Source organism: Streptomyces sp. NRRL F-5122 (assembly GCF_001507435.1).
Lineage (GTDB): Bacteria > Actinomycetota > Actinomycetes > Streptomycetales > Streptomycetaceae > Streptomyces > Streptomyces lannensis.
This window is the reverse complement of record NZ_LMWH01000295.1, coordinates 1-21,120: the sequence shown is the minus strand read 5'-3', so window position 1 is coordinate 21,120 and position 21,120 is coordinate 1. Positions and strand designations below refer to the sequence as shown.

The following is a 21,120-nucleotide window of genomic DNA, read 5'->3' as shown; positions in this document are numbered from 1 at the left end:
CAGGAATTCTTGGCTGCGGCGGAGGAAGCCGGCGCGATCACCGCGCTGGGCAACTGCCTGGAGGTGGGCGCCGAGGGACTTCCCTACGCTCCACTGGTCACCGCGCTGCGCCAACTGCACCGGGTGCTGGGTGTGGAGCTCGAACGGGCCGCAGAGGGATACGAGGAGCAGCTTTCAGGCCTGCTGCCAGATCTCGGTGGTGCGGGTCCCACCCCGGGTGACGAGTATGCGCGAACACGGCTCTTTGAGTACACGGCGAGGCTTTTCGAGAGGCTGGCGGCCGACCGGACTGTAGTACTGGCGATCGAAGACTTGCACTGGTCCGATCGCTCCACCCGGGAACTGCTTGCGTATCTGATCCGCACCCTGCACCGCTGCCGGGTGGTGCTCGTGGCCACCTACCGCAGCGACGATCTGCACCGCCAGCATCCGCTGCGTCCTTATCTCGCCGAATTGGAGCGGCTGCGGGCGGTCCAGCGCCTGGAGTTGGCGCGTTTCGCGCGTGCCGAGGTCGAGCAGCAGCTGGCCGGACTGCTGGACACGGCAGCGCTCGACCGGGGTTTGGTCGGCTGGATCTACGACCGTTCCGAGGGCAATGCGTTCTTCGTCGAGGAACTCGCTTTTTCCTACCAGGGTGCGGGAAAGGTCGGGTTGAGCAGTTCGCTCCGTGACATTCTGCTGGTGCGGGTGGAGGCGTTGCCTGAACCGGCCCGGCAGGTTGTCACGATGGCCGCAGGTGCAGGCTCCAACGTGGAGCATGGTCTGCTGGCCGCGGTGCTGGAGCTGCCGCAGGAGGATGTGTTCGAAGCGCTCCGCACGGCGGTGAGGGCTCATGTGCTGGTGCCCGAGGCGGATGGCGACAGCTATCGCTTTCGCCACGCGCTGATGCGTGAAGCGGTGCTGGACGATTTGTTGCCGGTGGAGCGCAGCTGGATCAACCGTCGTTACGCGACGGCGCTGGAGAGTGATCAGGGCCTGGTTCCTGCGGATCAGCGGACAGGTCGGCTGGCGAGTTATTGGTATCACGCCCATGATCCGGCCCGAGCGTTGCCGGCGGCCCTGGAGGCGGGAAGACAAGCCCGGCGGGGCAATGCGTTCGCCGAGCAGTTGCTCATGCTGGAACGGACGCTGGAGTTGTGGGAGCAGGTCCCAGACGAGGTACTGCTTGACCTTCAGTGTTACGACTGCGCCGATGAGGCCTATCCAAGACGGTCGCAGGCCGAGGACGGGGCTGATGCAGGTCGGCTGCGCTATGTGGATGTGTTGGCCGACGCCACGGTTGCAGCGAGTCGCTCGGGCGATCAGGAGCTGAGTGTCCGGTTCGCCAAGACTGGCTTGCGGCACATCAGCGAGGTCGCGGAGCCGGAGTGCGCCGCATGGTTCTGGCTGCAGCGTGCACGCGCGGCTCATTACCAGGGCAATATCGGTGAAGAGGAGTCGGAGCAGGCACGACGGCTCGTCGAGGACGGTCCGCCGTCAGCTGTGGGCGCCGACGTCCTCCACCGGATCGCGGTGACAGGCATGTTGAACCATCCGTCCCGGATGCACCTTGCCATCGGCGAGCGTGCGGCCCACATCGCCCGCGAAGTGGGGGCTAGGACAGTCGAGCTGCATGCCCTGAACACTGTTGGAGCACTCCGCGTCCTCCTCGGCGAGATCGAGGAGGGTCTCACCCTGCTGCGCGAAGTCTGCGTGCAGTCGCGCGAGATTGATGATCCGTATCTCCAGACACGGGTCTACAACAACCTCTCCTCCCTGGAGGAGCAGCTGGGTCGATCGGAGGAGGCTGTCGAGACCGCTCGGGAGGGTCTGGCCATCGCCCGACACTACGGGCTGAACACCATTTCCGGCGTGGTGATCCTGGGCAACCTGGTCGAGTCCCTCCTCCCGCTGGGGCGACACCGGGAGGCGGAAGAGCTGCTGACTTCCAATCTGGAGCAGACCGGCGAAGCGGTTCTAAATTACAACGTGGTCCGGTTGCAGACCGAGCTTGCACTGCTGCGTGGTGACCTGGCTGGTGCTGCCGAGTATCTGGCTGGAGTCAGCAACGGCAATGTAGGTGATCGGCAGCCGCAGAGAACCCTTCCCTGGGCTGACTTGGCGGTGCGCATCGCGGTACGTTCGGGACTGTTCGCCGAGGCGCGTAACGAGTTGCTCACCGCGATCGGAAACGGACTGTCGACCGGGTTCGATCACCTTGCCTGGCCGTTGCTGGTGCACGGCGCGGCTGCGGAGGCGGACTCCCGAGGTTTGCCGGACACCGACGCGGGCCGTACCGAGGCGCTGGAGCAAATCCGCCGGGAGGCACAACGGCTCTCCCGCATTGTGCCGCTGTACGAAGGGTGGGCGCACTTGCTGGATGGGGAGCTGGCGCGGGCCGAGGGCCGGAACACCCCGGAGGTGTGGCTGCGGGCGGTGGAGGTGCTGCGGCCGACTGGACGCCCTTATCCGCTGGCCGAAGCGCTGTTCCGAGCAGCCGCGGCCCACGCGGCAGCCGGGGCGCGGGAGGAAGCCGGTCGGTTGCTGCGGGAGGCCGAAGATCAGGCCCGCAAGCACGGCGATACGGAGCTGTTGCGCGAGGTGACTGCACTCGCTGAACGCGCCAGGCTCCCGCTGGACCCCTCGATCCCCACCCAACTGCCAGCTGACTCGCGGGCGGTCCCGGATCCGTCGGCGGCGCTCGGCCTCACGGCCCGTGAGTGTGATGTGCTGAGATTGCTGACACTGGGCCGCACCAACCGTCAGATCGCCGAGGAACTGTACATCTCACCGAAGACGGCCAGCGTGCATGTCTCCAATATTTTGACCAAGCTCGAGGTGGGTAACCGCGGCGAAGCGGCGGCCGCCGCTCACCGGATGCGGCTGTTCCCTCAGCACACGACCCGGCCCCGCTCCTGACGCCACTCCCCTACTACGTCTGACCAGCAAGGATGCAGCGATCGAGTTCGGTGAGGACAACTTCTAAGGCTGTCTGCCCCGGGTCCTAAGGGCCTGGGGCAGATGAAGTTCCGGCAGGTTGCCGATGCCGGGGAGCCGGCACGGCGGGCAGTCTCTTTGTTGGATGCCGAAGTTGCGATCGAGCACTGGGCAGAGACATGAGAGGAGGCTGTGGTGCTGGACCACGGCTTTTTGCCTGGCCGAACCGAGCACCTGCGGGACGACGAGTCGTCGCGCGGCAGGTTGTCCCGGGGTTGGCGGCCGGCCGCCGTGCGGGCATCTGGCGAATCGGTCGGACGTCACGTCCGGTGGGACGGCACAGTGACGCGGCCGGCTGCCGGAACGCGGGCGGAGCAGCGCACCACCCCGGTTAGGGCCAAGACCGCAGGCCGGATGTGGGTGGATGTGTCCAGGGCGCGAGAGTGCCGTGAGTGCAACGGATGGGGCTCGCTGGTCGAGGACGGCCGGGCCGAGCTGTGCCCGACGTGTCAGTACGGGCGACGCGCGACTGAGATACGGACGCAGCAACCGTCGTGCCCTCGGGGGAGATCGACACGGCATCCGCACCGCGGTGGACGCAGTGCTGGATCGCCAGGCCCCTTGGAGATGTTCAGGCTCGTTGAGTGGTGCCCGTGCCTATTTGCCCCAGAGTCAGATCGTTCCAGATCGGAGAACCAGCATGCTCATGGCCCATCCCGCAGTCCTGCGCCCCTTGGTCGAGGAGTACGAAGCTCTCGTCACATTGCTGAGTAGTCAGGACAGTGAACAGACCAGTCGGCGTTTGGAGGACGTGTCATACACGCTGTGTGTGGCCACCGGAACCCGCGACATCGACGCCGCTCTGGTTGCCGCGCGGTTCCACCTGCCCGGTGCCCTACCGTACGACGACTCCATCCTTGCCTCGGATCATCTTGATCCCGAAGCAGCCGCCTCAAGTTGAACTGACAGGCCACAGACCGTTGTCAGTGAACCAGCGTGGGTGTCACAGGCCAAGAAAAGAGTTCTTCCCTTGCAGACCGACGTTTTGATCACCGATCAATCCGCTTACTGCTGGACGAACCAGGCGCGTGACTTTGAGTTTGGCGACGATGTGGGGACACCCGGGTTTTCGACGATGCGCCAGGACAGGAAGGAGCATCGGCCATGCCGGCGATGAAGCGACGACTTCGGCGACCTTCAATTCCGTGTCGGTCAGTGCCTACCATCCGGTTCAAGGGGGTCTTCGCGAGCCGCGTACTCGAGCTGCGCCGCGGCGGGAACCCCGCCGCGCCCGGGTCGGTGTATACCGGCATCGCGATGGCTTCACCGCATTCTGACGGATGGCGTCTTCGCCGGTTCGCGGACGACGGAGGCAGTGGACCATTCGCCGCTCTCCGTGGTGCAGGCGCCCCGGAAGTGATACCCGAGAGGTCGCGGATTGCGCTGTACCTGGTAGGCGTCGAGGGCTTCGGGCACCAGGAGATCGCAGACATCAGGGGAGCCGCGATCGCCTCGGTGATGGCCAGGTTGTACTGGGGGCGATTTGAGTTGCAGCACACCTGCGCCCGGGAACGTGAGCTCCTTCTGACAGGCGCAGGGCAGAGCGATTCATGAGTCGCGGCCGCCGGCACGAGAAGGAAAGGCTCCCAGACACGGCCCGACCGAGGGCGCCTGGTGGCTCAGGTCCATATGCCGCCGTATCCGCCGGCCAAGCGCCCACCCGGGACGGAACGGAGCAGAGCGGATCAGGAGGACGGTGCCGAAGTGGCCGCCCGATATGCGTTGGCCCTGACCCCGGCCAGTCCGGCAGCGCAATCACATCCGCACTACAGAAAGAAAGGCACGTTGGTGTCCCGTTCAACGGAGCGCGTTGGAGCAGTGGCTGCTGCGTCGGCGTTCTATGACATCGTCGATCTTGCGTCCCACACCGCGGTCAGCTCGGCCTTCGTCGGCCGCGGCGGTGAACTCACAGTGCTCGATGGGGCCTTGCGCCGAACGTCTGCCGGAGAACCGTCGGCCGTGCTGGTCGGGGGTGAGGCGGGTGTCGGCAAGACCCGACTGCTGCAGGAGTTCCTGGCGATGGCCGAGGAGGCCGGTGCGGTCACCGCGTTGGGTAACTGCCTCGAAGTGGGCGCCGAGGACCTGCCGTTCACGCCCCTGGTCACCGCACTGCGCAGGCTGCACCGGGATCTGGGCACGGATCTGGAACGCGCAGCGGAAGGTTCTGAGGGCCAACTCGCCAGCCTGCTTCCCGACCTTGGCGGACCGGGTCACACTCCAGATGATGAGTACGGGCGTGCCCAACTCTTCCAGCATACTGTCAACCTGTTCGAGAAACTGGCCGGCGACCGCGCCCTCGTGCTGGCCATCGAGGACCTGCACTGGTCCGACCGCTCCACCCGCGAACTGCTCGCGTATCTGATCCGCACCCTGCACCGCTCCCGGGTGACGGTGGTGGCCACCTACCGTACCGACGACCTGCACCGCGGGCATCCGCTGCGCCCCTATCTTGCCGAACTCGAGCGGCTGCAGGGGGTACAGCGGATGGAGTTGGAGCGCCTCGCGCGTCCCGAGGTCGAGCGACTACTGGCCGGGCTGTTGGATACCTCGGAGCCCGACCGCAGGCTAGTCGGCTGGATCTATGAGCGTTCGGAGGGTAACCCGTTCCTCGTTGAGGAGCTCGCCTACTCCTACCATGACAAGGAGGCGGTCGGGCTGGGCAATTCGCTGCACGACATTCTGCTCGTGCGGGTCGAGGCGCTGCCGGAACCGGCGCAGCAGGTCATCAAGGTGGCGGCCGGTGGCGGCTCCAGCGTTGAACACGTTCTACTGTCGGCTGTACTTGACCTGCCCGAGGACGACCTATTCGACGCCCTGTGTGCTGCGGTGAGCGCCCACGTACTGGTGCCCGAAGCGGAGAGTGAGAGCTATGGCTTTCGCCACGCGCTGATGCGTGCGGCCGTACTGGACGATCTGCTACCGGGGGAGCACAGCCGGATCAACCGTCGTTACGCGATGACGTTGGAGAGTCACCCGGGGTTGGTGGCAGCGCATCAGTGGGCGGGCCGACTCGCCAGTTACTGGTATCTCGCCCATGATCCGGCCCGCGTGCTGCCAGCGGCCCTGAAGGCGAGTCGGGAGGCTCGGCGCGGCAATGCCTTCGCCGAGCAGGTGCGGATGCTGGAGCGGGCGCTGGAGTTGTGGGAGCAAGTCCCGGACGAGGTGTTGCGTGAGCTGCGGCGCTACCACTGGCCCGATGACGCCTATCCAACAGCAGTAGAAGGCGACGACCGGACGGCGGATGGCGGTCGGCTGCACTTTGTGGATGTGCTGGCCGACGCCACTGTCGCCGCGAGCCGTTCGGGGGAACCGGAACAGAGTGTGCGCTTTGCGAGGATGGCCTCTCGTGTGATTGACGAGACCGCCGAACCGGAGCGTGCTGCCTGGTTCTGGCTGCAGCGCGCGCGTGCAGCCCATTCCCAGGGCGACACAGGCGAGGAGGAGTCAGAACGGGCGCGGAGGCTGCTCGAAGGACGACCTCCGACGGCGGTGCAAGCCGATGTCCTGAGCCAGATTTCACTGGGTGGTGCGCTGACCCACCCGTCGCGGGAGCATATCGCCATTGGCGAGCGCGCGGTCCGTATCGCCCGCGAAGTGGGCGCCAGTGCGGTCGAGTTGCACGCTCAGGTCACCCTGGGCATGCTGTGCGTCTTCCTGGGCGAGATAGAGGCGGGCTTGGCCCTGCAGCGCGAGGTGTTGGCGCGGGCAACCGAGATCGCCAGTCCGTATCTTCAGGCCCGGCTCCACGTCAATCTTTCCGCCCACTACGAGCAACTGGGACGTTCTTCGGAGGCAGTTGAGATAGCCAGGGAGGGCCTTGCGACCGCCCACCGCAACAGACTGAACCGCCTGTACCGGGCACGGATTCTCGGCAACCTGGTCGAGCCTCTCCTCGCCCAGGGACGGCTTCAGGAGGCCGAGGCTGCGCTGACCTCCAGCCTAGAAGACACCGGCGGCATGCAGCGAGGCGATGATCTGAACCGGCTGCACGCCGAGCTTGCGCTCCTGCGCGGTGACCTGGCAGGGGCGGTCGACGGGCTGGCTCGTATCCCCTCTTCCCAGCAACAGCAGCCACAAAGGATGCTGTCGAGAGCGGACTTGGCGGTGCGTATCGCGGCTCGTTCGGGACGGTTCGCCGACGCGCGGGCCGAGCTACTCACCGCCATCGAGGACGAAATACCAGTCGGCATGGATCACTACGCCTGGCCGCTACTGGTACACGGCGCTGTCGCCGAAGCCGATTCCCGGGGTCTGCCGGACGCCGACGTAGGCCGTGCCGAGGTGCTGGAGCGGATCCGTCGGGAGGCACAGCGACTCTCCCGCGCTGTGCCGCTGTACGAGGGGTGGGCGTACATGCTGGATGGAGAGTTGGCGCGGGCCGAGGGCCGGAACACGCCGGAGGTGTGGGTGCGGGCGGTGGAGGCCTTGCGGCCGACCGGGCGTCCCTATCCTTTGGCCGAAGCACTGTTCGGTGCGGCGGTGGCGCACACGGCGGCCGGGGCGCGGGAGGAAGCTGGCCGGCTGCTGCGGGAGGCCGAGGAACAGGCCCGCAAACGTGGCGATACGGAGCTGCTGCGCGAGGTGACCGCACTCGCCGAACGGGCGCGGCTGCCGTTGGACCTCTCGCTTTTCGCTGGGGCGCCAGCCGCGCCCACCGAAGCCCCGGATCCGTCGGCAACGCTCAACCGGCCTCACCGCGCCGGAGCGTGATGGCTGGACGCTTTGAAGAACCGATGGAAATGCAATGGCGCATACAGAAGGCGCCCGGTTGTGGCTCAGAAGTCCGTACGTGCGATGTCGTCGAAGATCGACGGGCCCTGAGGCGACCAGCCGAGCCTGCGCCGCGCTGTGTCGCCCGAAGCCTGCTGATCGAGTAGGAGGGCCTCGCCGAGCGGCCCGAGACGGTCGCGCGTCTTGGCGACGGGTTCGGCCTCGACTCGCCCGCCCAGACCAATAGAGCAGCTCACCGCCTCGGTAATCTTCCTCACGGTGGGGTTCTCACCGCCGGCGCCGAGGAAATAGGAACCAGCAGGGGCCGTCTCCAGCGCAAGCACGTACAGCTCCGCCAGGTCGTCAACGTGCACGGTGCTCCAGTGCTGGTCACCTGTGCCGACCATGACCAGCGCCGGAGTGTTTTCCGTGGTCCGTGGGCCTTTCGCGACCACGTTCAGCAGGCCACCACCGTGCCCGTACACCACCGCAGGCGCGATCACCGAGGTCCGCACACCCCGAGTACTGCGGACCAACCTAGCGAGCGGCACGCGCCACGCCGTCAGCCGCGGGGCATTCATGGCGGTCGACTCGGTGATCGCCATCCCGTTGCCGTGCACCCAGACAGCGGTGGTGTGCACGAACGGCCGGTCCGTGTTCCCAGCGCGATCAGGAAGCTGGTGACGGCCACCTCATCCACGGTTGCGCTGGTCTCGTCACCCGGCAACGCCACATGGATCACTCCGTCGCTCGCCGAAGCGAATTCTCCCAGCACGTCTCGGTCGGACAGGTCAGCGATCGCCGGCTCCACGTCCTTGGACCGCACCGATTCGGCTTCCTTTGCGGAGCGTACCAAGGCGGTCACCCGATGCCCGCTTGAGACGAGCCGGTCGAGCACCGAGGCTCCGATATAGCCAGTGCTGCCAGTGAGCAATACGCGCATAGTCATCCTCGCTCCTGATGTTTCCCTGGACACGACTAACGTTGGGGTCACGTAGACTTTCTTCAGCACGGACTCGAACTGCGACGAGTCGCCGTGTTGCCCGGCCGTCACGACAATCGACATCGGCTTCAGGCCTGTTCAACACGCAGGTGCAGCTTGTAGTGAACCCGCCGCGCGTACGTCCCAGACCGTGGTCAGCTTGGCCTAGCGTGGAACCCCGGTCGTTCACGCCTGGGAGGAATCGCCTCTCTGGATCGCTCTGACTCGTAGATGCCCGCGGGGCCAGCACTGTTGACTTCAGCCAAGTCCCTTCTGGATCTCGATGCACTCCTTGCTGATTACCAGCGGTGCTCCGCCGCACGAGGCGGTGAAGTATGAAGGCAATCAGAAGTGCTCACCCCACCGGTACTTGCGGATGTGCTAACGGCCTCAAGATGCTGCGCGAGTACAGCCAGGACGAATCGGATCTGGTGGAACGCGACCGTGTGTTCTACCTGATCGCTACCTGCGAGGTCCCCGAGGACAAGCGGTACGGTCCTGTCGGGTTCAGCGGCGTCGACCTCGGCACTATCACCACGTTAACCGACTACCAGGTCGCCGGGCCCGATCCTAACCGACACCGCAAGTGCCACGGCGACCTACGCGAGTAGCTCCAGAGCACGTCGTGCCGAACCGTAAGATCACCCGATGAAGATCTGCGCACACTGCCACCAGGTCATCACCGGCAAGCCGACCAAGTTCAACCACGTCTCGACATCAGCCGGCGGGATCACCGTGTACGTCTGCCCGACCCCATCATGCGGACCTTCGCCTCGGTGTAAGAAGTCCCAGCCGCCCGACGCTATTGAACGGTCCTGGTGAGTTTCACAGCGTGTGGGCGCACCAGGTAGGCAGGGCGGCTGCGGGTGTGCACTAGCGGCCGCCCTGCACAACACTCGCTCAGGTGCGACGTCGACGTGTCGGCACGCGGTCTGACACGGGAGCCCAGACTGATGACATGAGAGGTGGGCTCCCCGTATTAGCCAGCCTGACGGCCCCAGTCCGACTCACCGAAGGAGCTGAGGCCGTTTTCCGTCGTCACCTTCAATACGAAGGAGCGAGCGGGATCGCATCCATGCATGCCACAAAGGCCGGGGATGCTCAGCTCACGAACCCGACGACTTCCGCACCTGGGCACGGGCGCTGAGGAGCAGGTCTACGTATCTGGGCTCTCGCTCGCCGACCTCGTAGTGCTGACTGCTGAGTGTCTCCACCCCCACACGGTCTGCGAGTCGTTCTTGCGATAGGCCGCGAGGCGCGCCGTGTTGACGACGCGCCGGCCCAGTTCCCCGCGACGGGGTAGGTGTATTGCCCTGGGGATGCAGGCTGATACCTGGAAAACGGTCTCGGGTTGGTGATCTTGAGTCAGTACCTAAACCGTCGATCTTGGCCGCCTGAGCTCCACTCGTCTCATGAGGGTGTAGTTGCTTCGTTCCTTGTGCCGTCCGGCGCGCACGTTCCGCGGGGTCGGGGGTGGCCGGGCCGTTCGGAATGCGGCCACGTTCCCAAGCACCCATCCTTGGCCTGATTGCGCTGCCTGCTCCGATGCGGCCGGCAGTGAACCCAGCCGGGAACGCACCGCACGAACCTCCTCTGGTGCGCTGTGAGCGACCAGCACGGCCGCGCCGCCCTGTACGAGCCCCGCCTGCACCGGAAAGCACAACGGAACCGACACAATGACGGGTGACGCGAACAGGCACGCACCATAAGCGTCCAGCCAAGCCACTTCGAAGCGTTACTCGACAAGGACGGCCTCGCGTCAAAATTTCTACTGATCTGCCTGGTAAGGCACCGAGGTCTGATGCCGCTAACAGTTGCAAACTCAAAATCCATGCAGGGGACGACAGGGTGCAGGGAGGTGCCGGATGAAGGCGATCGTCGTGACGGACCGGGCCGCCGGAACGGCGGGGATGATGCTGGAGGAGCGGCCCGAGCCGCAGGCAGCGAGGCTCGCCAGTCTCGAGGGTGCGAACTACGGCGACGTCGTCGTTGAGGTTCATGCGTCGGGGTTCACCGGGAATGAGTTGGAGTGGCCCTCGACTTGGACCGATCGCCTCGGTCGTGACCGCACACCTTCGATTCCCGGCCACGAGGTAGCCGGAGTGGTCACCGCCCTCAGCTTTGGCACTACGGGGCTGTCGGTGGGACAGCGGGTGTTCGGTCTCACAGACTGGACTCGCGACGGCTCGCTGGCAGAGTATGTGGTCGTTGAGGCACGCAACCTTGCGCCGCTGCCGGGCGATGTCGACTTCACGGTGGGCGCGGGCGTCGCGATGACGGGCCTGACTGCGTGGCAAGGTCTGTTCGAGCACGGCCACCTTCGAACTGGGCAGAGCGTCCTCGTGCACGGCGCGGCCGGAGCAGTCGGTTCGATGGCGACACAGCTCGCACGTGAGGCTGGCGCCTATGTCATCGGTACTGGACGTGCTGCCCACCATCAGACGGCGCTTGACTTTGGCGCGCAGGAGTTCTTCGACCTGGAGAACGACGCGCTGGAAGACATCGGCAGAGTTGATCTGGTGTTCGATGTCTTTGGCGGCGATATCGGCAACCGGTCCGCGGGTCTGGTTCGAACTGGCGGAATGCTGGTGAGCGTCGCCGGGCCGCCCGAGGCACGGCCGATCGACGGCCTGGCAGTCGACTTCGTTGTTGTGTCCGATCGCGCACAGCTAGGTGAGATCGCCCGTCGGGTGCGTGACGGACGGGTGCGGACGAACATCGGCCGAGTCGCGACCCTCGACGAAGCGGTCGCTGCCTTCAACACGACTGAGCGGATCAACGGAAAGACGGTCATCCGCGTTCGGCCGTGAGGATTCGGGAGACAGAGACCGGAGCTTCGCGGCGAAGGAGAGGTACGCCTCACACCTCCGCCCAGACAAGGCACTGGACCATGCGGCAGACACCAGCGGCACCGACCAAACAGTCCGGCCCACGCTCGCCGCGGTCGAGAACACCCGATGCCTGCGGGGGCAGACCTTCGCGAGACTCCGCGACTGGACGTTCGGCGTGTGTGACAGTTGCCGAACAGGCATCGGTCTCGAACGAATGACGGTGCTTCTGGACACACCGCGATACACGCGGTGCAAGCAGGCGCGCGAATTCAGTCCACGCTCATAGCCGCAACTTGTTTACCTGTTGTCCAGCCCCGCCGACCTCAATACCCCGGCGCCGGGGCTTGCTCTCGCCCATGGGAGGCGCCCGCCGTGAAGACGATGCAGTTCCTGCGCCAACGGGACGCAGGCTTCACCGCCCTTCGCAGATCAGCCAGGGCGGCCATCGTCGCGCCGGGGCTCTTCGCCGTCAGCACCGCCATAACAGACGACGCCACCGTGCCGTTCTTCGCAGCCTTCGGCTCCATCGCCATGCTGTTGTTCGTCGAGTTCAGCGGTCCCATGCGGGAGCGGCTCATCGCGCAGACTGCTTTGATCGCAGCCGGCGCGGTCCTGATTTCCCTCGGTACACTCACATCCCGAGAGGCGTGGCTCGCCACACTGGCAACAGCCGTCATCGGCTTCCTCATACTGTTCTCCGGCGCGGTCAGCTCCACCCTCGCTACCGCCAGTACGGCTTTGCTTATCAGTTTCATCCTGGCCGCAAGCCTTCCCGGACCCGCCCAGGCCATACCGGACCGGCTCGCGGGCTGGACCATGGCGGGCGCCGCGTCACTGTCAGCCATCTGGCTTCTGTGGCCGACGCCCACGAAGGAGCCACTGAGAAGCGCCACCGCACAAGCCTGCAACGCCATAGCGTCACGGCTCAGAGCCGAGGCCGACTGCATTCTCAGCGGCTTCGAACCCGTGGACAAGGCAAGGCTCGAGACGATCACCCCATCTACCCAGGCAACGCTCAAAGCCCTGCGCACCTCGTTCTACGCGACGCCCTACCGGCCGACAGGGCTGACTACGTCCACCCGGATCCTCATCCGCCTCGTCGACGAGGTCCTCTGGCTGGAGACGATCCTCGACCGAGTACCCTTCACTGAGAAGGCAGGCCTCGCCGACGCTGAGGTTTGCACGCTCAAAAAAACGGCCGCCGACTTGCTTGAATCGAGCGCCGAATTCCTGGCAGCAACCGAGCACCGAGCTCTCGACGAACTGGGCTCCACCGCGAAGCAGCTCGCGCAGGCCCGCTCCGCCATGGAGCGCGCCGCCGTGTCAGCCCGCTTGACGGACACCGACAGCGGCGCACACGACCCGGCGCGCAGCGACACCGAACGCACGTCGGCCGCGAGCCGGTTCGTCAGCTCGCTGGAGCCGAGCTTCCGCGCCCAAGAGATGAGCTTCGCAATCTCCGCTATCGCAGCCAACGTGGGGCTCGTCGTCCAGGCCCGCCAACGCACCCTGTGGCAGCGGCTTAGCGGCCAGCACCCCGAAAGCATGCGCTTGACCTTGGCCTCGGCTCAAGAGCGGGCCAAGTCGCACGTCGAACTCCACTCAGTGTGGCTCCACAACAGTGTTCGAGGAGCCATCTCCCTCGCCCTGGCCGTACTCGTAGCCGACCTCGCCGGAGTGCAGCACAGTTTTTGGGTCGCCTTCGGCACCCTGGCCGTCCTACGCTCGAACGCACTCCTGACTGGCCAGAGTTCCTTGCGCGCGATCGCTGGCACCGCAGCCGGCATTGTCGTCGGCGGCGCATTGATATACCTCGTCGGGACGAACACTGCGCTCTTGTGGACCCTGCTTCCCGCCGCCGTGCTGTTCACTGGCCTGGCACCGGCAACGATCTCCTTTGCCGCTGGGCAGGCAGGTTTCACGATCTCGATCCTCATCCTGTTCAACATCCTTGAGCCCACCGGCTGGACGGTGGGCCTGGTGCGCATCGAGGATGTTGCCATCGGCTGTGCGGTCAGCGTGCTGATAGGACTCCTGTTCTGGCCCCGAGGCGCAGGATCGGCGCTAGGCCTGGCTGTAGCAGAAGCCTTTGCCGAGAGCGTCCGTTACCTGCGCAGCGCGATCGGGTACGGCGTAACCCGTTGCGACAGCCTCACCCCAACAGCCCCCCTTCCCGAAGACGAGCGCTCCCGCGCAGCCGCTGCAGCCCGCCGATTGGATGACGCGTTCCGCGGATTCCTCGCGGAACGCGGCACGAAACATGTGCCGTTGTCCGACGCAACGACGCTGGTCACAACCGTTGCGGTGCTACGCCTGACCGCAGACGCGGTGCTCGATCTCTGGAGCCGAGACCAAGGAACACATGCTGGCGACAGGACCGCGGCGCGCACAGAGATTGACCAAGCCGGAACCGCTCTCGCTACCTGGTTCGAGGCTACGGCGAGTGCCCTATCAGGGTTCGGAGAGGTACCCGACTGGGCCGACCAAGACCAGGATGCCGGAGCTCGGCTCATCCATGCCGTAGAGCGAGACCTCAAAGACGACGAAGGCCGGCTCTCCGCCACCGCGATCCGCGTCGTGTGGACCGCCGGCCACATCGAAGCCGCCCGCAGACTCGAATCCGACGTACTGAAGCCGGCCCGAGTTGTGGCAAAGCTTCAACGCGACCACAATGCACGCCTGCGCCTGTTCCGTCGGACGCAGCCGCCTCACGCTCATCGGAGCTGAAGCATGATCCGTTATGGACGTCGCTCAGGCTCTCCATACGGTCACCGTGCGCTGATCGCCAAGGACACCTCGCACCAGGTCGTGGACTGGAGATCAGCCTGTGCCGTTACGGGACGGCCGGAGGTTATGGAACAAGCTCAGCAGCCGTTCGTGACACCAGCACACACCCATGTGCCGGTCTGTGTCGGAGCTGAAGTGACTCCGGCATCGCAATGGGTCACCGTACGGCGGGCTCGCACCACCAACATCATCGAATGACACAGCCGCTCACACCGGACAGCTCCCACGCTATGCAGTCGTTGCGGTTGCCGGGCACGGGCCGGCCGACCGCAACGATGAGCCGAGTGTCGGCGTCGACGACTACCTGGTGACTGGTGGAGTACCGATAGTTCTTCGATTGCTCAGCCGTGGTGTGATCAAGTGTGGGCACTATGGCGCCGTCGACGGTCAGCACGGTGGCGTCGCTGAAGCGCCTGCGCTGTTGCAGGGTCAGCCGAGGAGCTATGTGGTCGATGATGCGATCAGCGGCAGACTTGGAGATCCCGAAGAGCGGTGCCAACTGGCGCATGGTGAGGTTGGTGCGCCAGTACGCAGCCACAAGGAGGCATGCGGCCTTCCAGCGGAAGACTCCAGGGCCGTCCCCGCCGTGCATCGTCGGCGCCGCCGCTGCGCAATGCGGCAACGAGTTTGTTGAAGCTTTGCGGGGTCAGCCCCGTGAACGGGGTTATCCAGCACGGTTCCGAAGATGTGATCACGGCAGTCGCATGGAGATCATGCTGCCGGATGAGGAAGCACTGGAACGGTGACCTTGGGATTACGGGGCCTCGGGATAGTGAGGGCATTTCCGCTTGAGCTTGGCCAAGTCGCCAAGGTCAAGCTCGGTGGCCTTGGAGAACTGCTTGGCCCAGTCGGCGACGGCTTGTCGGAAGAGGTAGTCGGGCCAGGGCGCCACAGGTTCCTCGCCTCGCGTCCGCAGCTTGGCCACGGCCGCCCGTTCTAGCTCGTGGTCCCCGCAGTGCCGGGCGAGCAGGATCGCCTGTGCAAGCCGTCCAGGCTCGTTGTTGGTCGGTGCGAAAGCCCAGACGCTGTCGCGGTGAACGTGGGTATCCGCCAGCAGGAGCAGGCCCAGGTCGTGGCGGTCGCGGACGAAGTGCAAGGAGGGACGCCCGTGCTCAGTGACGGCGGCAGTGGCCTCCCTCCCAAGGGACTTCCACTCGCCGGCCAGGGATACCAGGCCTGCGGGGGGATGTTGGTCGGGTTCGCTTCGCCGCTTGGCGTGGGGTGGTCGATCCGGATGCTCATTCCGCCGAAGCTCTCCATCTGGTCATGGAGGGCGGTGTCGTAGGTGACGACCATCCAGCCGAAGGCCGCCCGGTCGTAGCGGTCTTTCCAGATCGAGAGTGTGGACTGCAAGTCTCCCCTTGCGAACGTGAGGTTGCAGCCGTCCACACCGGCAGGAGCCATCCCGAGCAACTGTGCAAACTCATCCGCCATCTTGTGCATCGTCCAGGGCCGTGTCCACGAAGGCAGGTTAAGGCTTGGCCAACGGGCCTATGACCTGCGAACCCTCCATCATGTGCCGCGCACAAGACAGCCACCCGTGATCGTTCATGGGACAGCCTGAAACACAAAGAGAAGACTGTTGCTGCCGAGTGACTCAACTCTCGAGACGAGTGTCGATCCCGCGTAGATGGGCCGTAGATTCAGGTGCCTTACTATTTGCGATGAAACAACGTGCTGATCGGACTTGTGCTGACTCGCGCTTGCAAGGTGCGTCAGTTTCAGCGCGAGCCAGCGTCAGGCTGGGTCTGAAATTTAAAGCCGGACTGGCATTCAGAGGGGCATCGTGAGCAACCTCAATTTTATAGCGCGAGGGAATGCTCACGTGACGCTCTTAGCGGCCAGGATCATGGAGCAGTCGCCGCATCCTTGAAGGACCTGGCGGAGACGTTTGCCTGGGCTGTGAACCAGCACGAGCGCTCGGGCGATCAGTGAAGTTGCCAGCGCTTGAATGGCCGAACTCTCGCACTGGGCATGGCGTGGAGCGAGGCCTGTCACGCTCGTTCGGACGTAGAGACGCGATGCTTGAAGACGCAGACAGTGATGAGTGGAGGAGAGTCAACTCCAGATGTAGCCCTCCAACCGGTTACGGAGCAGTTGCCCGACCCAGAAGATGTAGTACTGGCATCTGGTCACGACATCACGCCGGAGAGGGTTGAACAGGCACGCTGCCTCCTCTACGAAGAGGGCGCTGCCGGTGTGGAAAAGTGCTCCCTTGAAAGAGCACCGTTGCAAAGTCCGTTGGATCAGCCGTGCTATATCAAGTAAGAGCTCGTAACGCGACCCTCTTGAAGTGGCCTGAGCGACCGTGATCAGTCGGATGATTCGGTCGTCGTGATGCTCTGATTGCTCGACCTGCCTTCTTTGCAACGACATCGCCTGGCATCTGCTGCCGAAAGGGCCATGGTTCGGCACTGGACAGACGTGTGGACGGTATCTGAACGGGCGGCGGTAGACCGGTGTTTCCGTCTACCTGTATAGGATCCTGCTCGCCGAACTCAATGTTGCGGGCTAACTAGGCCGGTCCCGGAACTGTGCAGACAATTCCCGTATCTGCGCGAAAAAGGTGGATGCCGACACCGCTAAGGGACCATAGAGATTGCAGGGTCATGACGACATTACATAAGTGACATGAAGGCGTCCGGAGAAGCTCATCCCGGACGAGACGGCGATGGATTAGCCGCGCCACGAGGCTCCCGCACCACCGAACGCGGGTGCGTAAATCTTGCGGCGTGCCGGGGGAAAAAGATGGGACAACACCTTGAACGGTTCGGGATGGCCTCACGCCGTCACCCACCTGTACGGACGCGAGTCGGAACTGGCTGAGCTGCATCGGTTCCTCACACGGCTACCGGACGGAGGCGGCATGCTAGTCGTGCGCGGTGGGGCCGGGATCGGTAAGTCATCCCTACTCGAGGCGGTGGCCGCGGACGCGGCGGGTCTGGATATCGAGACGCTCTCCCTCACCGCGGTGTCGGCCGAGACACGTCTCCCCTTCGCCGCCGCCCACACGATGATGGCCCTCCTCGGAGGAACCCTGCCGCCTCCGGTTGCCGGTGGCCACGAGCACAACCGATTCCAGTTCGCTCTGGTGCTACTCGCGGCGCTGACCGACCGGTCCTCGCGCGGACCGCTGCTGCTTTTGGTGGACGATGCGCAATGGATGGACCCGCCAAGCTGGGAAGCCTTGGTGTTCGTCGGCCGACGACTTTCGGCGGACCCGGTCGGACTGATCCTGGCGATGCGCGACGGTGCCGAGACGGAAGCACGCCTCACTGGCCTGTCGGTGGACGAGCTGCTGGTGGAAGCACTGACAGACGGCGCATCGGCCATGCTGCTGGACAAATGCGCGCCCACACTCGATGCCCCGCTGGGTGCCCGGGTGCTCGCCGAAGCGGCTGGCAACCCGCTTGCCCTCACCGAACTCGCCGTGGCCGCGAGCCGACTCGGTGAGGAGGGCTTGTTTCCCACCACTCTGCCGCTGACGACCCGGTTGGAACGTACTTTCGGTGCCGCCGTGGTGGAACTGCCGGCGGAGACCCAAATGCTCCTACTGGTGGCTGCGCTTGACCAAGATGAGCGTCTCGACGAGATCCTTGCAGCGGCCAGCATCGTGATGGGGACTCCGGTATCGGTGGAGTGTCTGGAACCGGCCATCGCCGCCCGTCTGGTCGATGTAAATGATGCGTTCCGCATGCGATTCCGCCATCCTCTGATCCGGTCGGCGATCCAGCAGGGCGCGAGCCTGTCGCGGCGGCAGCAGGCACACGCCGGGCTAGCCCTAGCGATTGCCGACCCCGACCGGGCCGTTCACCACCAGGCCGCTGCCACCGTCGGCACGGACGAGCAGGTCTCTGCAGAACTGGACAACCTCGCCAGCCGGTTGCACCGACGCGGCGCGTCCGGCGAGGCGGCGCGGACCTGGGAGCAGGCCGCCCGGCTGACCTCAGACCGCAGACGGCGTGCGAGCCTGCTGCTACGAGCCGTAGAGGTCACGTTGGAGCTCGCTGACCACGACGGGGTGGACCAGCTGCTGAGGATGATCGTTCCAGACGACTTGCTACCCGAGGATCGGATCATTCGGCAGTGGCTGGCAGAAGTCGAGGTCGGCGGCTGGTCGGGCGCCACGCGGCTGCCCAGCCATCTCGAGGCTTCCGAGCGACTACGGCAATCAAACCTGGACGAACGGGCACTGGAGGTTCTGCATCGCGTCGCAGTGCGCACGTACTTCTCCCACCCCGGCAAGGAACTGCGCGACGAGATCATCGGACTGCTCGAACGCCTCTCCTTGCCACCGTTGACACCGAAGCTGGTCTCGACCCTCGGCCTGGTTGCGCCAGTCGAACGGGGTGCGGTGGTCGTCGACCGGCTCAACGTCCTGCTGGCCCAGCCCGGCCTGCCTGGCTCGGATCTGTCGGATCTGGCTGCGGCCGCCACCGGCGTCGGTGCGTTCGGATACGCGACCCGACTGGCTGCCGAGGCCGTTTCCCAGAGCCGCCGCGAAGGCAACCTTGTCACGCTGACCCGCGCACTCGCCTACCAGGCCTGGGCCGCCGTCCAGGGCGGCGATGCCTCCCTCGGACGCGCCGCAGCGGCCGAGGCCGACACCCTTGCAACCGAGACCCGCCAACGCAACTACGTGATACCCAACATGCTCAACCGTGCGCATGCGGAGGCACTATGCGGCAACGTCGAGGCCGTGCGCGACCTTACCGAGCGAAGCGAACGCGCGCTTCTCGGGAACGGCGCGCACACCATGCTCTGCCTGGTTCGGGTTGCCCGCGGTGTCGCCGCGCTTGCCGATGGGCGCTATCGCGAGGCTCACGATGAGCTCGATGCCGTCTGCGATCCCTCCGCGATCGGATACCACCCATACGTGCGCTTCTCCGTGCTTGCGCATTTGGCTGAAGCCGGAGCCCACAGCGACCGCCACGACCAGGTGGCGGCCCGCATCCTCGAACTCGAGCCGATCGGCGCCACCGGTGCATCGCCGCTGTTGCGCGTGCACCTGCACTGTGCGAAGGCGCTGCTCGCGACAGGCAAGGGCGCAGAGCACGCATTGAGGAAAGCACTGGACGCCAATCTTACCGAGTGGCCGTTCGAACGCGCCCGACTGCAGCTCACCCTCGGAGTCCTGCTGCGGCGCGACCGTCCGTCCGCCGCCCGGCCTGCACTGCGTGCCGCCGCCGAGACGTTCGAGGCACTCGACGCACGACCGTGGGCCGACCGGGCGTATGCCGAGCTGCGCGCTTCCGGTGAGACGCGACGCCGCCAATCCGACGGGATTGACCAACTCACCCCGCAGGAGCTGCAGGTTACTCGCCTGGTTGCGGAGGGACTGAGCAATCGGGAGATTGCCGCCCGGCTTTTCCTGTCACCGCGGACGATCAGCACCCATCTCTACCGGATCTACCCGAAGGTCGGTGTAAGTTCGCGGACCGAACTTGCCTCAGCGATGGCCCGCAACCCGTGAGGGCAGATCACCTTGAGGCTTGTAGATGGCAGTCGTCGAGACTCCCTCCGAGGCTGCTACGTCGTGTCGAGCCGCTTGAGGAAGCTCCTCGAGGTTCTGCTGGTTCCTTCGCTCGAGGATCTTGAGGATCTGGCGGCAGATGTTGTGCTTGAGGCATCGCTGCGTGCATTTTCGGGGGGACTCTTTGCTTGGTTCCGTTGGCGGTCGCCGCCCCGGTGAGCCGCCGCATTTACGGTATCGCTGCTAATCGCTGACCTGGCATTCGAAGGGGAGGAACTCGACGAGGCACGCATCGGCATCCTAGCCACGCTAGTCCGTTCGTTCGCGGTCAGCAGGGTGGCGTCCGGGGTGATTGGCCTGCTGCCTGCGACACGTAGAGCACAGGCGCTGCTGGGTGACACAGACCCACTGACAGACCTGGCAGTGGCGGTCGATGCGCCTTACGACGTCGGTGCGCTCACGCATGCAGTGGAACAGGTCAGGCAGCGGGCTCTGACGGGTCGAGCGTACCGCGCGCGGCGTAGTTCGGCAGGGGAATAGGCGACAGGCTGGTCGTGCAGTGGTCGACAGGCCGCACATCGGAACCAGCTCAGTAAGAAGTTGCTCGTCCAGGGCGCTCACTTCCGAAGCGATCTGCAGAGCCAACTGCGGAGACGAAACACGCACTGCTGGTGTCCCCGCACTTGGGCATATACGGCAACGAGGAAGGAGAGAGATTCAACTCAGTCAGCTGATGGCTCGAGACAGGTGGCTGAGATTCCAACGTCGGGACATACAGCATGCGCTACTGCGGGGCTCTATTTCGACCCTACTAGGTTCAACAAGGAAGAGCGCATACGACCGGTGGGCTCAGTCATTTACGAGGTGGATCCCGAATACACGGGAAGCAGCGGCACGTTCGACGTACATGGCACCGTAAGCGCTTCCTCCAGCCCTGGCGCACTTGGGTCTGACCGCCGAGTTCCCACGATTGACTTCGTACCCAGACCGGCAAGCCACAAGCTGGATCTCAGTGTCGACAGATGGCATGAACGATGAGCAGTCGGTTCAGGGAACAACATACGTGCCCGCCTCGACCAGGGTTTTCGACGACAGGTACACACCGAACGACCGTAGGCAGCACCTCGTGGTGAAGGCTCTAAGGATGCTGCCGGCTGTGATGATCACCGCCGCCTCGGTCACCAGTCACCAATATCTTGCCCCCTTCATCTAGTCCCCGAACGGCTGACTCCATCCGGCGTCGCCGGTGGCCCGAGGAGTTTCACACGTGACCAGCACAGCGCAGGCACCTCAGCCAGGAGCCGGGACGGCTCAACCCGATCATCTCGGGCACGTCATCTTCATCGCGGCGGCGGCCGCGA

General features: G+C 65.0%; 10 protein-coding genes and 2 pseudogenes. 8 read left to right on the top strand and 4 right to left on the bottom strand.

Annotated features, from left to right (window positions below; translation table 11 throughout):
* Nucleotides 1-9: 9 nt before the first annotated feature.
* The 3 genes from ADL25_RS42995 (at nucleotide 10) to ADL25_RS42975 (ending at nucleotide 7,686) form a co-directional block, all read left to right on the top strand.
* On the top strand, nucleotides 10-2,898 hold the full coding sequence (locus ADL25_RS42995; protein ID WP_059133408.1) for a helix-turn-helix transcriptional regulator: 2,889 nt from the start codon (nucleotides 10-12) through the stop codon (nucleotides 2,896-2,898).
* A 718-nt stretch (nucleotides 2,899-3,616) separates the two neighbouring features.
* Entirely contained in the window at nucleotides 3,617-3,877 is a 261-nt protein-coding gene (locus ADL25_RS42990; protein ID WP_059133407.1) for a DUF5133 domain-containing protein, read from the top strand.
* A 917-nt stretch (nucleotides 3,878-4,794) separates the two neighbouring features.
* Nucleotides 4,795-7,686 (top strand): ATP-binding protein, encoded by a 2,892-nt coding sequence (locus ADL25_RS42975; protein ID WP_159045148.1) that lies wholly within the window; start codon nucleotides 4,795-4,797, stop codon nucleotides 7,684-7,686.
* A gap of 65 nt (nucleotides 7,687-7,751) precedes the next feature.
* On the opposite strand, the gene ADL25_RS51365 is transcribed toward ADL25_RS42975, so the two are convergent.
* Both ADL25_RS51365 and ADL25_RS51360 read right to left on the bottom strand, forming a co-directional pair.
* On the bottom strand, nucleotides 7,752-8,291 hold the full coding sequence (locus ADL25_RS51365) for an NAD-dependent epimerase/dehydratase family protein (protein ID WP_234381290.1): 540 nt from the start codon (nucleotides 8,289-8,291) through the stop codon (nucleotides 7,752-7,754).
* Complete coding sequence (locus ADL25_RS51360; RefSeq protein WP_234381289.1) at nucleotides 8,264-8,752, bottom strand: NAD-dependent epimerase/dehydratase family protein; 489 nt, start codon at nucleotides 8,750-8,752, stop codon at nucleotides 8,264-8,266. The genes ADL25_RS51365 and ADL25_RS51360 overlap by 28 nt, the downstream gene beginning before the upstream one ends.
* A 311-nt stretch (nucleotides 8,753-9,063) precedes the next feature.
* On the opposite strand from ADL25_RS51360, the gene ADL25_RS42965 reads away from it, so the two are divergent.
* From ADL25_RS42965 to ADL25_RS42955, 3 genes are all read left to right on the top strand, one after another.
* The gene (locus ADL25_RS42965) at nucleotides 9,064-9,279 is read left to right on the top strand and encodes a hypothetical protein (RefSeq protein WP_059133403.1); all 216 of its coding nucleotides are present in this window, start codon (nucleotides 9,064-9,066) and stop codon (nucleotides 9,277-9,279) included.
* Between the two features lie 1,254 nt (nucleotides 9,280-10,533).
* Complete coding sequence (locus ADL25_RS42960; protein WP_059133402.1) at nucleotides 10,534-11,478, top strand: NADP-dependent oxidoreductase; 945 nt, start codon at nucleotides 10,534-10,536, stop codon at nucleotides 11,476-11,478.
* 402 nt (nucleotides 11,479-11,880) lie between these two features.
* A complete protein-coding gene (locus ADL25_RS42955; RefSeq protein WP_234381292.1) occupies nucleotides 11,881-14,226 on the top strand; it encodes an FUSC family protein in 2,346 nt (781 codons plus the stop codon).
* 256 nt (nucleotides 14,227-14,482) lie between these two features.
* On the opposite strand, the pseudogene ADL25_RS42950 reads toward ADL25_RS42955, so the two are convergent.
* Together ADL25_RS42950 and ADL25_RS42945 are read right to left on the bottom strand one after the other, a co-directional pair.
* Nucleotides 14,483-14,981: pseudogene (locus tag ADL25_RS42950) on the bottom strand (helix-turn-helix domain-containing protein); the annotation flags it as partial.
* 59 nt (nucleotides 14,982-15,040) lie between these two features.
* Nucleotides 15,041-15,382 carry a hypothetical protein gene (locus tag ADL25_RS42945; RefSeq protein ID WP_059133400.1) on the bottom strand — a complete coding sequence of 114 codons (342 nt, stop codon included), beginning with the start codon at nucleotides 15,380-15,382 and terminating at the stop codon, nucleotides 15,041-15,043.
* A 1,629-nt stretch (nucleotides 15,383-17,011) separates the two neighbouring features.
* Between ADL25_RS42945 and ADL25_RS42940 the strand changes: the two genes are divergently transcribed.
* Both ADL25_RS42940 and ADL25_RS51355 read left to right on the top strand, forming a co-directional pair.
* On the top strand, nucleotides 17,012-19,759 hold the full coding sequence (locus ADL25_RS42940; RefSeq protein ID WP_079050993.1) for a helix-turn-helix transcriptional regulator: 2,748 nt from the start codon (nucleotides 17,012-17,014) through the stop codon (nucleotides 19,757-19,759).
* A 237-nt stretch (nucleotides 19,760-19,996) separates the two neighbouring features.
* Nucleotides 19,997-20,299, top strand: a pseudogene (locus tag ADL25_RS51355) (hypothetical protein); the annotation flags it as partial.
* Between the last annotated feature and the right edge of the window lie 821 nt (nucleotides 20,300-21,120).